9 protein-coding genes and 1 pseudogene are annotated in these 12,763 nt (G+C 48.6%); 6 read left to right on the top strand and 4 right to left on the bottom strand.

Features of this window, described 5'->3' with window-relative positions; genetic code table 11:
* Positions 1 to 16: 16 nt before the first annotated feature.
* The 6 genes and pseudogenes from J4G02_07320 (at position 17) to J4G02_07295 (ending at position 7,745) form a co-directional block, all read left to right on the top strand.
* Entirely contained in the window at positions 17 to 649 is a 633-nt protein-coding gene (locus J4G02_07320) for a hypothetical protein (protein MCE2394385.1), read from the top strand.
* A gap of 128 nt (positions 650 to 777) precedes the next feature.
* Positions 778 to 987, top strand: coding sequence for a hypothetical protein (locus tag J4G02_07315; protein ID MCE2394384.1), 210 nt, complete (start codon positions 778 to 780; stop codon positions 985 to 987).
* Positions 968 to 3,454 (top strand): annotated as a pseudogene (gene polA / locus J4G02_07310) (DNA polymerase I). The gene J4G02_07315 and the pseudogene polA overlap by 20 nt, the downstream one beginning before the upstream one ends.
* Positions 3,455 to 3,819: 365 nt before the next feature.
* Positions 3,820 to 4,314, top strand: a complete 495-nt coding sequence (locus J4G02_07305) for a response regulator (protein ID MCE2394383.1) — start codon at positions 3,820 to 3,822, stop codon at positions 4,312 to 4,314.
* A gap of 62 nt (positions 4,315 to 4,376) precedes the next feature.
* A complete protein-coding gene (gene dnaK / locus J4G02_07300) occupies positions 4,377 to 6,335 on the top strand; it encodes a molecular chaperone DnaK (GenBank protein MCE2394382.1) in 1,959 nt (652 codons plus the stop codon).
* A 159-nt stretch (positions 6,336 to 6,494) separates the two neighbouring features.
* A complete protein-coding gene (locus J4G02_07295) occupies positions 6,495 to 7,745 on the top strand; it encodes a Gfo/Idh/MocA family oxidoreductase (protein MCE2394381.1) in 1,251 nt (416 codons plus the stop codon).
* A 16-nt stretch (positions 7,746 to 7,761) separates the two neighbouring features.
* Here the strand turns inward: J4G02_07295 and J4G02_07290 are convergent, their stop codons facing one another.
* From J4G02_07290 to J4G02_07275, 4 genes are all read right to left on the bottom strand, one after another.
* Positions 7,762 to 8,433: a TIGR04283 family arsenosugar biosynthesis glycosyltransferase gene (locus tag J4G02_07290; protein MCE2394380.1), complete on the bottom strand. Its 672-nt coding sequence runs from the start codon at positions 8,431 to 8,433 to the stop codon at positions 7,762 to 7,764.
* A gap of 71 nt (positions 8,434 to 8,504) precedes the next feature.
* On the bottom strand, positions 8,505 to 10,223 hold the full coding sequence (locus J4G02_07285) for a hypothetical protein (GenBank protein ID MCE2394379.1): 1,719 nt from the start codon (positions 10,221 to 10,223) through the stop codon (positions 8,505 to 8,507).
* 101 nt (positions 10,224 to 10,324) lie between these two features.
* A complete protein-coding gene (locus tag J4G02_07280) occupies positions 10,325 to 11,947 on the bottom strand; it encodes an AI-2E family transporter (protein MCE2394378.1) in 1,623 nt (540 codons plus the stop codon).
* Entirely contained in the window at positions 11,944 to 12,624 is a 681-nt protein-coding gene (locus J4G02_07275) for a cyclic nucleotide-binding domain-containing protein (protein MCE2394377.1), read from the bottom strand. Before J4G02_07275 ends, J4G02_07280 begins: the two co-directional genes overlap by 4 nt.
* Between the last annotated feature and the right edge of the window lie 139 nt (positions 12,625 to 12,763).

The raw sequence follows: 12,763 nt of genomic DNA, 5'->3' as shown, positions 1-12,763 counted from the left end.
CCAGAGGTAGTTAATCATGCCTGATACCGGTTCTGACTCTAAGATAATGCGTCACACGCTAAACACACAAATGCTAGATCGAATTGCGGTTACTATATCCGTGCTTTTCAATCCATTCCTATTGCCGCTTGCATCAATCCTGATAATCGTCTGGCTATCTGTTACGACAACGCAGCAGGGATTGTTATGGATGGTGATTGTCATACTGTTTGCTAGTGTGCTGCCGATGCTCTTTATCCTGTTACTTTTTCGTCTGGGACAACTGAGCGATTTCCGACTAACCGTCAGAGAACAACGCGCTAAACCGCTGATATTTTCGCTTGTAAGTGCCCTTGTCGGCAGCGGCATTTTATACCTCCTTGATGCGCCGCGAGAGATTGTCTGGCTCTGTATTGCCTGCGTTATCAATGGAGTTGTGCTTACCCTAATCACACAGGTGTGGAAAGTCAGCTTTCACAGTGGCGTTGCCGCAGGGTGTATGACAGGGCTGGTGACACTAATCAGCAGCCAGTTTGTCTATCTGTTCATCCTGCTGCCGTTCATTGCGTGGGCGAGGGTGCACCGGAAAAGGCACACCTACCTTCAAACTATCATCGCCGCACCGATCGCTGTTGCAAGTACTGCTGTAGTACTTCAGTTAGCATTATAACAGGCTTATATCCGGGACTGCCGAAACAGCCAGAACCGTCCAATAATACAAATCTCTTGTTGCTTGACTTAGCCTCAATGGATCATGATTTAGTGAATAACACATAGAAAAAGCGTAGGTAAGAAACAATGGCAGAACAAAACGACACGAAACAGCTACTAATCATTGACGGTACAGCGTTTGTCTATCGCGCATTTTATGGAATGCAACAACAACTGACCAACTCCCAAGGTCAACCGACCGCTGCAATCCTGAGCTTCACGAGAACACTGCTGAAATTGCTCGAAGAAGGGAATGAGTACATAGCGATAAAGAGACGAACTTTATGCCGCCTATAAAGCAGATCGTCCCCCAACGCCAGACGCACTCATTGCCCAATTCCCGTATGTGCGGAAAATTGTCGAGGCACTTGGTATCCCAACCGTGGAAATGGTTGAATACGAAGCTGATGATGTCGCCGGGACCTTGGCGAAGCAAGCCGAGGCAGTGGGGTTCGATGTGCTGATTATGACCAACGACAAGGATATGCTCCAGTTAATCTCCCCAAAGATTAAGGTGCATCGTGTCAATCCGCGTGGTGGATTCGAAATCTACGACGCAGCAGTGTGCAAGCGGCGTTACGGGATAGAACCGTATCAGATCCCCGATTACCTTGCACTTGCAGGCGATAGTGTTGATCAGATCCCCGGCGTCAGCGGTATTGGAGAAAAGACCGCCCCTAAACTGCTCTCTGAGTTCGGTACGATCGAGACCCTCCTCCAGCACCTTGATGAAGTGCCGGGCCGGTTTCGCACCAAGCTGGAGGCAGGGGAGAACCACGCACTACTGAGCAAAAAACTGGCAACCCTCGAAACCGCCCTTGAACTGCCCATTACACCTGAAGGATGCAAAGTTAGGGATAGAGACAGCGAGGCGTTGTTAGCACTTTTCCGCGAGCTTGAGTTTCGCAGTCTACTCGACCAGATTTCAACAGACCAAGAAATGCCGAAACCGGACACAGACTATCAGATGATTACGGAGGAAACTGACTTAAAGCATCTGGTTGAGAAACTCAAGGAGAACGGGGAATTTTCCGTAGATTTGGAAACAACATCAACCGACCCAATTGATGCCCAGATTGTTGGTATTGCCATTACCACCGCGCGGCATGAGGGATATTACATTCCCACTATGAGTTCCCTCTTGGATTCCCCATCTTTGCTCTCCCAAGATCAGATTTTGGAGGTTCTCCGCCCCGTTCTTGAGGATGGTTCTCATCAAAAAGTGGGGCAGAATATAAAATATGACCTCAAGGTGTTCAAACGTCACGGCGCAGACTTGAACGGTATCTCGTTCGACACGATGCTCGCTTCTGGGTTGCTGCATCCAGCGTCATCCAGCCACGGTCTAGATGACCTCGCCTTCACCCATCTGAACCACAAAATGATTCCGATTAAAGACCTAATCGGCACAGGCTCGAAACAGATCACGATGGATCTTGTACCGCTCCCACAGATCACGGAGTATGCTTGCGAAGATGTGGACATCACACTGCAACTCAAGAACAAATTTGAGTCGGAGCTAGCGACAGAAGGATTGACGAATATTTTCCGCGATATTGAAATGCCATTAATCCCTGTGCTTGCCGATATGGAGTTAGCAGGCATTAAGGTCGATGGCAATTATCTCAAACAGTTGTCGCAAGAATTTCAAGAACGGCTCGATCAGAAGATGGATCAGATCTACGCAGAAGCAGGACAGGAATTTAATATCAATTCCCCAAAACAGCTTGGGCAGCTTTTGTTTGAAGAACTCGATCTGCCGAAGAATCTAACGCGTAGAACAAAAACGGGTTACTCAACCGATATCCGGGTGCTGCAAAGGTTGGCTCCACACCACCCACTGCCCGAGTTGATTTTGGAATATCGGTCTTTTTCGAAACTCAAATCCACGTACACCGACGCACTTGTTGGACTGATTAACCCGGATACAGGACGCATCCACACATCGTTCCACCAAGCCGGTGTCCGCACAGGCCGTCTCAGCAGCAGCGATCCAAACCTACAGAATATCCCTGTGCGAACCGCTGAAGGACGGGAGATTCGCCGGGCATTCGTCGCTAGTGACGATGATCATACGCTGATTGTTGCGGATTACTCGCAGATTGAACTGCGTATCCTTGCCCATCTCTCTGGAGACGACCGCCTTCGGGAAGCTTTTGAGCAAGATCTGGATATCCATGCACAATCCGCTTCTCTTATCTTTGGTCTGCCGCCGGGGGAGATTGACGATGATATGCGTCGTCAGGCAAAAACGATGAATTACGGGATCGTCTACGGTGTCGGTGCGTTCCGTCTGTCCAACGAACTTCAGATCGAGTTTGGCGAAGCCCAACAATTAATCGACAACTACTTTCAGACCTATGCTGGTGTCAGAGACTATTTTGACCGGATTGTTGCCAAAGCACAGGAGCAAGAATATGTCACGACGCTCCTCGGACGACGCTGCTATGTGCCGGAGATCCAAGCCGCGGATCGAAACACGCAAGATTTTGGCAAACGCGTGGCAATCAATGCCCCCATGCAAGGCACAGCTGCAGAACTTATCAAACTCGCCATGCTTGGGATTCATGACTATCTGAAGAAGAATGGTAAGCGGACGAAACTACTGCTACAGGTCCATGACGAGTTGGTGTTTGAAGCGCCGAAATCCGAGCAGGAGGAGGTCTTGACAGAGATCAAACGCCTAATGGAGAATGCCTGTCAAATTGATGTGCCTATTAAGGTGGATATCCATGCAGGGGCGAGTTGGCTGGAAGCAAAGTAGAGATGGTTCATTAAGTGAGGATTTTCAGATCGGTCTTTGTTCGCTTGTGCAGTACACTACATTATCAGCACCGGATTCTTTGATAACTGTTGCTCGGTATACACATAATCCTGCGCTTGAACGATATGAAGCGGAGGACACGGCACTGGTGCATTTAGGCAAATCTTGTGCGTCATATTGACAAGAGTTTCAAAATGTGATGCTGCCATTCTGGCATTTCTAGGAAACCTCTGAATGTCATGTACGTTGCTGCCTATGGTTATTGGGTTGGCACGTATATTGCCCGATAATCTGCTACGTGAACTCCGGTTTAGTCCGCGAGGATATGTGTATCGTTAGGAATAAGAGGGGAGGAGCTCTAAAAGATGATCCGGCACAGTTATCGAATTTTGCTAGTTGATGATGATATGGCTTCTTTGGAAGTCTTGGGGGAGGTCTTAACTCGTGCCGGCTACGATGCGGTGTCCGCAGAAACTGGATATGAAGCCTTAGAAATTGTTCGGAAGGCCTCAATAGATCTTGCGCTCCTAGATTTCAACCTGCCGGACACAACGGGCGCAGAATTGCTTCAACAGATTAAGCGATTCCAGCCAAGTGTGCCTGCCATCATTATGAGTGCAAATACGTCACAGGGTGTAAAATTTGATGTATTTGACGCAGGTGCCTACACATTCATATCGAAACCGATAGATTTACGCCAGCTTCTGGGATGCGTCTCCCGCGCATTAGATCTTGGACAACAATCGATATCGCGCCATCAAGACAGCAGGCAGGCTGTTTCAATAAGTCGGAACACCCAGACGCTTCAGGTCAAGAGATTAAGCATTTTCCGATGGATTCGGATTATCAAAAATAAGTAGTGAGCAGATACCTGCATCAATAATCAATCAACAATTATTATTAATTTATGGAGGGATTTCGGATGAGTAAGGTCATTGGAATTGATTTAGGAACCACAAATTCGTGTGTCGCTGTTCTAGAAGGCGGTGAGCCAAAAGTGCTCGAAAACGCTGAAGGCACCAGAACAACGCCGTCTGTTGTTGCTGTTACGAAAGAGGGAGAGCGGTTGGTTGGGCAAGTTGCTAAAAGGCAGGCGGTTACCAACCCCAAAAATACCATCTTCTCCGTCAAGCGATTTATGGGACGTAAGTACAACGAGGTTAGTGAAGAAATAAACCGTGTCCCCTACGAGGCTGAGAGCGATAAAGATGGTGATGTCTCTATAAAGATTGAAGATAAACAACATGCACCGCCTGAGATTTCTGCGATGATTCTTCAGAAGATGAAAGAGACCGCAGAATCCTACCTTGGTGAGCCAGTGACGCAGGCTGTCATTACAGTTCCTGCTTATTTTAACGATTCGCAGCGTCAAGCAACGAAAGACGCGGGTAGAATCGCCGGATTGGAAGTACTTCGCATCATCAACGAGCCAACAGCTGCATCATTGGCTTACGGACTTGACAATCAGAAAGACAAAAATATTGCAGTCTACGACTTGGGTGGCGGTACTTTTGACATCTCAATCCTTGAGATCGGCGACGGTGTATTTGAGGTCAAGAGTACCAACGGCGATACCCACCTCGGCGGGGACGACTTCGATCAAAAGATCATCGACTGGCTTGCTGAAGAGTTTCAGCGGGAACAAGGAATAGATCTCCGCAAGGACAACATGGCACTGCAAAGGTTGAAAGAGGCTGCGGAAAAGGCAAAGTGTGAACTCTCAACCGCTATGCAAACCGATATTAATCTGCCTTTTATCACCGCAGATGCAAGCGGACCGAAACACCTCAACGTCAACCTGACCCGTGCAAAACTTGAGCAGATTACCGATGATCTCGTGGAACGATCGCTTGAACCATGTCGGAAAGCCCTTACAGATGCAGGGGTATCTGCGAGTGACATTGAAGAGGTCATATTGGTCGGCGGACAAACACGGATGCCGAAGGTCCAAGAAGCGGTGCAGCGATTGTTTGGTAGGGAACCCCATAAAGGGGTGAATCCAGACGAAGTCGTTGCAATTGGTGCCGCAATCCAAGGTGGTGTGCTCTCTGGCGACGAAGGCGTAAAAGACATCTTACTGCTTGACGTAACTCCCTTGTCGTTGGGCGTCGAAACGCTGGGCGGGATATTCACTCGACTCATAGAACGGAATACAACGATTCCAGCCAAGAAATCACAAATCTTTACAACATCGCAAGACAATCAGACCACTGTTGATGTACATGTATTGCAGGGCGAGCGGGAGCAGGCTGTCTACAACAAAACGATTGGCCGCTTCCAACTCGATGGCCTCCCGCCGGCGCCGCGCAGTATGCCGCAGATTGAGGTGGCGTTTGATATTGATGCAAATGGTATTCTCAATGTTTCTGCAAAGGATCAGGCGACAGGTAAGGAACAACACATTACCATTACTGCTTCGTCGGGACTGTCTGAAGCGGAGATTGATCAGATGGTCAAGGATGCCGAAACCCATGCCACCGAAGACCAGCAGAAGCGCGAAGAGGTGGAGGTGCATAATCGAGCGGATTCGCTGATCTATGAAACAGAGAAGAATCTCGGCGAGTTTGGCGATCAGGTTGATGCGGCAATCAAGAGTAATGTTGAAAATGCCGTTGACGAGCTTAAGAAAGCCCTAGAAAGCCAGAACACCGAGGATATTAAAGCGAAAACTGAAAGTCTAATGCAAGTCTGGCATCAGGCTTCGGAAGAGTTGTATAAGCAAACCGCTGAGGCTGGTGATGACCCATCGGCAGGACCAGAATATCAGAGCGCACCGACAGATGAACCACAGTCCACATCTTCATCGCCTGAAGGCGAAGTCATCGACGCTGATTATGAAGTTGTTGATGAGGACAAGAAAGCTGATGGGGACAAGAAGTAGGACGTTGGCCTCAAATGTTTCGATATTCTTTTTGCTGTGGAGAAATCTATCAACTTAAAAGTGTCAGGGACTTAATAAACCAAATTAAGTCGAAAATCCTAACCTTGCGAAGGTTTCGAGCCCTCGCAAGGTTTTTTTGTTGTATTGGAGGTATCTGATATGGAGACTTCTGGGAAGGAACGTATCCGCGTGGGAGTTGTTGGTGCAGGGCGCGGGCAATCCTTTATGCGATCCGCAATAGCCGTCGGGCTTGAGTTGGTAGCTATCTGCGACACGTGGGAGGAGAAACTGAAGCAGGTCGGTGACCAACTCGGTGTGACTACTTACACTGACTACGATAAGTTCCTCGAACACGACATGGATGCAGTTGTACTCGCCAACTATTTTCACGAACACGCACCCTTTGCAATCAAGGCGTTTGCCGCAGACAAGCATGTGATGAGCGAATGCGCTGCCTGTCACACAATGGCGGAAGCGGTGGCGTTGGCGCGTGCGTTTGAAAAAAGTGGAAAGATTTATCTGTTCGCTGAGAACTATCCGTATATGGTCTATAATCAGGAGATGCACCGCTTGTACAAAGCGGGGCAGATCGGTGAATTCAAGTACGGCGAGGGAGAGTATGTGCACCCAGATCCCGCCGAAGTCAAACTCGCTCGCAGCTGCGGGATCGACCACTGGCGGAACTGGATTCCATCTACCTACTACTGCACCCACTCCATTGCCCCCGTGATGTACATCACGGACACCCGTCCTGTGAAGGTGAATGGGTTCGTAGTACCCTACGACTTCAATGATCCAACCCAAACGATGCACATGAAACGCAGCGACACCTGCGCTGTCATTATTTGTCGGATGGATAACGACGCAGTGATGAAATCGCTTCACGGTGCACTACGCGGACATGGAAACTACGTCCGAATCCATGGCAACAAGGGACTGATGGAAAATAGCCGTCATGGTGACAAGCATCGCCTACGTGTTTGGCGTGAGCCGTGGGAGAAGGCTGAAGGGGAGCCAACCGAAATCGTGTACAAGCCCGATTTTCCAATTCATCATAATCAAGCGACAGCCGCAGGACATGGTGGCGGAGATTTCTTTACTACTTACCACTTCGCGGAAGCAATTCGGACGGGTGAACAACCATATCTAGACGTTTACCGGGGAATCGACATGAGTATTGTCGGGATTCTTGCTTGGCGGTCTGCTCTCAACGATTCTAGTCCAATCGATGTCCCCGATTGTCGCACAGAATCGGCACGTAGGTCTTACGAAAATGACGACTGGTCTCCGGATCCAAGGCGTAAGAAAGAAGGTCAGCCATTGAGTAGCATCCTCGGCACTATTCAACCTTCGGAGACAACAATCGCATATGCTAAAAAGGTCTGGGCAAAGCAGGGGTATCGGGAGTAGTTTCACCGATTCTGAATCACCGAATGTGGCGATACAGTTTTGCGAGATGATTTGGGGGAACTCGTAGCAGATAGAGCAAGGTGATGAGCCAGTTTGTTAAGGTCGTGCGGAGAATGCCGTTCCTTTGCCAACGGCGGGCGGAGATGTGAATTCTCGGTTCAATAAGTGTTACCTTACCATGCCGACGGAGTTTTCGAGAAAACCCGACCTCCTCCATGATCGGAATGTCGGGGAATCCACCAATTTGATCAAAGTAGGTGCGGCGAACGAAAATCCCACCGTCACCGTAGAAAATCCGCAGCCGTTTTGCCCTGAAATTGGCGGCACGTTCGATCAACCGATACAAGGGATGATCTCCTTCAATTCGCTGCTTGAACGCTCCGCCGACATAACCCGCTGAGATTGCGGTTTCGACGCTTTCGATGGCTCCGGTATCGAGGCACACATCGGCATGCAAAAAAAGCAGGATATCTCCCCTTGCCGCCGCCGCACCCGCATTTGACTGACGAGCCCTCCCACGTTCAGCGGAAATTACCTGTCCGTGTCTTTTGGCAATCAACGGGGTTTCGTCGGCGCTGCCCCCATCAACGATAATCAACTCATGCCCTTTCAACTGAGGTGTGAGTCGAGATAGCGATTGGTCTAAAATCTTCGTTTCATTGAGAACTGGAATAATAACGGAGATCATCTGAGGTAAACCGTGGATAAAACTCCCGATAAGTCAGGGGATCTAGCTCATAAGCGGGTTCAGGTGCGATTTTACTTGGCTTCCTTCAAATACTGATTCAGCGCAAGCAGCGGGAAAACCACAGCGTAGATTGGATCCGCGTAACCGCCGATGATCTCCCAATAGATACCGACACAACTAGCCTCCCATGAACCCTCCGGACGCTGACGGCTGAGCAGAAATTCCAATCCCTTTCGGGCAGCGGCACTCTCACGATCGGCGAGCAATAGAGCATAGGTACACCAACCCGTCTGTTCGACCGTGCTATCGGTCAGATTGCCGAACATATCCTCGCCCCAACCGCCATCGCTGTTTTGGACCGACTCAAGCCAACGCACCCCGCGCGCAATCGCCGGAGAGGTGGCTCTCCCTGCTTTGATTAAACCGATAATAGCGCAAGCTGTTCCATACGTCCGTTTGGCAAGCCAAAGATCTGCCCAATACCCCTCTTTGGAAATTTGACCTTCCAGCCACTGACAGGCTCGATCTATCTCTACTTCCATCCCCGTCGCTCCGCACCATGCTTCGATTGCGTGAGCGGTAAGACTCACACACCCTACATCACCTTGGCCCGGCAGATATGTGCTACAACTTCCGTCGGGACTTTGGTGTCCCTTCAACCAATCGAGTCCTCGCTGAATCGCTTCAGTACCATCGGACATCTTTGACCGCAGTAAGGCAAGTGTGGCTAACGCCGTGTCATCGGCATCGCTCAGAAGACTGCCATCGCTTCCCATCGCCGAAAACGCCCAGCCACCATCTGGATTCTGGTTGTCAATAAACCACCTACCAGCGCGTTGAACGACGTGATTCTCATCTACATTGCCAATATCAATGAGCGTAAGCACGCTTAATGCCGTGTCCCAAATATTGAGATTTAACGCCTCCCGACAACCACCGTCTGGGTTCCGTGTTGATTGCAGCCATTCAATTCCGCCGTCAATCAACCTCTGAATCTCCTCTGATTGAGCGGGCTCCATTGGTTCAGGGTTCAAAGTGTCTTGGCGATCTGTTATATGCTTTTGAAGTTCGATGAGTGCTAACACCGACAACGCTGTGATGTAATTCACGCGAAACCAGCTATTATCAGAAAGCTTATGTTCTATAAGCCAACTGACCAATGAAGCGATCATTTCTGGGCGTCGGGTGGTATTCAGTTCAATTAGGATGAAAACAGGGACAAGCGTGTGCTGCTCTGCGATGAACAGTGTGTCAAAGGTTCGGGTGTTGAAGAGGTCAACCGGTGGAAGGACATTAGTTGGTGGCTTGAGGAACGATTGCAGGAAGGGGAACCGCGTCAGCAGCTTTTTCGTCAGCATCATCACAGGGAGCAGATGTTTCGGAATAGTTAGCTTGTTCCAATCGAATTCGCCGAAGGCTGCATAGGATAGTTTGATCAGAGCGAGGTTCAGCGGATATGCGGGTATCTGTGCGAGTACTCCAGCAAGTTGCGGACTGGGTTGCCGTTGCCATACCTGCTCCAAAATGAGTTGTGCAAACAGTGTCGCCTCTCGGTTCGGCTGATTGGCTGCGTCAAGCCCCCATGTGCCGTCGGGATTCTGATGTTTAATCAACCAATCGATTAATGCTTCATCCGGGAATTGATCTTGGGCAAAAAGCACCCACGCATAGGCGCAAGTAGGGAAAGTACTTGAAGAGAGTTGTCCCTCAAAATTACCCGCCGAGTTTTGCTGCTGCATTAAAAAAGTGGTCCCGCGATGCAGCGCGGATTTTACTTCTTCGTTCGTCATGTAAATAGTCGTCCGCCAGATCTAAATTGGTGAGCGTAGAGCGAATTACCCCGATGCACCCAGCATTGTCGTTTTGGGACAATAGGAGGGGTCATCCGAAGTCAGTGTCCCACAAGAATCGACCGTGAATATCCCCTAAATTCCGTCCACACTTCCTCAATGATTAACTTGCACATTGCCGCAATCGGAACTGCCATTAGCAAACCCATTAAACCGAGTAACTGCTCGCCAAGCAATACCACAACAATTGTTGTTACAGGTCCCAACTCAACACTCTTACCTATTATCAATGGTGTAATAATCGCGTTGTCTATGATCTGTATGACAAGCGTCAGCATGATAACAGCCAATAGGCTCCAACCAAGCCCGAATCGGGACTCGAGGAAGACAACAATGATTGCAGGAATCGCCCCGATGAATGGACCGATATAGGGAATCAGATTTGCTAGTCCAGCGATAATCCCGATAAGAAGTGCAAACCGCAATCCCAAAATCCAATACCCAATTGCGGCAATTATCGAGATTATTACTGTCTGAATCAAGCGACTACGAAGGTAATCGCCTAATTGCCGATCGAGTCCCTGAATCAGTACCAAAGCGACTTCAAAGAAGCGATTTGGCACAATCTGAATAAAAGCTTTCTTCATCTGGCGTCCACTGTTAAGAAGAAAAAAGGTTAAAAATAGGATGATAACACCGGTTGTAAATACTGAAAACGCGCCTCTCGCAGAACTACCAATTGCACTGAAAATCGACTGAGAGTGTCCAAGCACAAACCCCGAAATTCTGGCTTCCATCCGCTCAACAAGGGAATCTACTTGTTCATGACCGAGCGGTTGAACAGACGCCTGTTCAAAAACTTTCGTTGAGGCTGCCGTATCGTCCGTTCCCTCAAGATAGTTGAGCAAGGGTGTGCGCAGGAACTTTGGGGTTTGGTTCAATATTATTGTAGCTAGATCGACAAGATGTTCATGAAGATTTTCAAGATTGGCGAGATGTCCAAGTGTTTCGTAAACCTTGAGCTGGTTTTCTTCTTTTCTCACATCGTATGTCCGGTGATTCCCTGTATCAGTAAGCTTCCATCTGTTGCCCGTCTCTTCAACGGCAATCGTTGCATTTTGAGAAAGTGTGACACCACCCTCCACAAACTTCTGTCGTAGAGACTCCGGGATTTCACCTCGGTCTAAATCATCTTCAAAATCCGATTCCACAGCCAACGGTAATAACTTCCAAATCTGTCCGGTGATGCTATTGACTGTTACTGTTGAAAGGAAAGCAAGACCGCTGAGCATTAATAGCGTTATGATAATGACCAAGAGTGTGCGATTAATCCCCTTTCGCTCGATTAGATCTACAAGTGGGCTAAAAATGTAAGCGATTAGGAACGAAATCACTACCAGTGCGAGAATATCCTTGAGCAGATAGACAACGCCGATGAGAATTGCAAGCGAAATCAACGTTGTACCAAAGGCGATGATTTTCAGAGAGGCATTTGCTACCCGGGCTTGGCGTGTCTGTTCGCGGCTTTCACGGACTACCAACCGGATATCTGACGTCATTGTCTCAACATTTTGTGTCAATGGAATGATCGTCTCTCGTGCGAGCGTAGCCGTTTGTGCATGTAAATGTTCCGTGTTGATTTGGCTGGTGGGATCAACCGTCTTGGAAGGTGCTTCTTCATTAGGTGGATGGGACGTCGGATCCTGATTAGCAGAACCGTTCATTGGTTTGCTTCCTCTCCGGAGGCATCCGGATTGATAGAATCTGGTGCTTCAATCTCCAACCCAGATCCACTGATGGCGGTTTCATTGGGAATTGCATCTTCATCTTCTCCGCCTGTGCTTGATGTTGCTGTAAGTTGTGCCTTCAAACGACCAATCTCCGCCTGCGCCTTCTCAAATTCGTCGTGGATAAACCGGAAACGTGCCGTGAGGATTTGACCTAGTTTGAAGATGACTTTGGATGCTAATCTTGGATTTGAGTTCATCAGTTCAAGTAGCTCCGGACGAAAAAAACCGATAACGCTTGAATCGCGAGTAGCTTTAACTGTAGCTGTCCGTGGGGAACTATCTAATAGCCCAACATCGCCAAATAATCCGCTATTTTCTAGGGTTGTTAAGTGAAGAATCGTGCCATCTTCTAGGGCTTTAGTGACCTCTGCTTGGCCGTCTACCATGATATACATCCCTGCCGCATTCTGCCCTTCGTGAATAATGATTTCCCCCACACTATAATGTCGTTGGTAAGCAATTCGTGCGATGTTTTGAATTTCACGACGGCTCAATTCCTCAAAAACGGGGACCTCCTTGAGGACATCAATGATACTTCGTTCAACCTTTTCTTTGCTCTTTCTATCAAAGACCGCACCCCAGGTCGCATCAGTCTGTTTCATCTTCGCCATAATGTTTCCCCTTCTGCTAGCTGTTTCCTCATTCCGTAGATTTTATTATACTTAACAATCCCTTGTCAAGTGGAATACTCATTTGAAATGAATGACTTTACTGACTTGACACCATATATTGTTGAAGCCGAATGAGACA

It is taken from the genome of Candidatus Poribacteria bacterium (assembly GCA_021295755.1).
GTDB lineage: Bacteria > Poribacteria > WGA-4E > WGA-4E > PCPOR2b > PCPOR2b.
This window is presented reverse-complemented; position numbering and strand designations above follow the sequence as displayed.

Coding starts and splice junctions, on each gene's coding strand:
- J4G02_07320 (MCE2394385.1), top strand. CDS start 17: ATGCCTGATACCGGTTCTGACTCTAAGATAATGCGTCACACGCTAAAC.
- J4G02_07315 (MCE2394384.1), top strand. CDS start 778: ATGGCAGAACAAAACGACACGAAACAGCTACTAATCATTGACGGTACA.
- J4G02_07305 (MCE2394383.1), top strand. CDS start 3,820: ATGATCCGGCACAGTTATCGAATTTTGCTAGTTGATGATGATATGGCT.
- dnaK (MCE2394382.1), top strand. CDS start 4,377: ATGAGTAAGGTCATTGGAATTGATTTAGGAACCACAAATTCGTGTGTC.
- J4G02_07295 (MCE2394381.1), top strand. CDS start 6,495: ATGGAGACTTCTGGGAAGGAACGTATCCGCGTGGGAGTTGTTGGTGCA.
- J4G02_07290 (MCE2394380.1), bottom strand. CDS start 8,433: ATGATCTCCGTTATTATTCCAGTTCTCAATGAAACGAAGATTTTAGAC.
- J4G02_07285 (MCE2394379.1), bottom strand. CDS start 10,223: ATGACGAACGAAGAAGTAAAATCCGCGCTGCATCGCGGGACCACTTTT.
- J4G02_07280 (MCE2394378.1), bottom strand. CDS start 11,947: ATGAACGGTTCTGCTAATCAGGATCCGACGTCCCATCCACCTAATGAA.
- J4G02_07275 (MCE2394377.1), bottom strand. CDS start 12,624: ATGGCGAAGATGAAACAGACTGATGCGACCTGGGGTGCGGTCTTTGAT.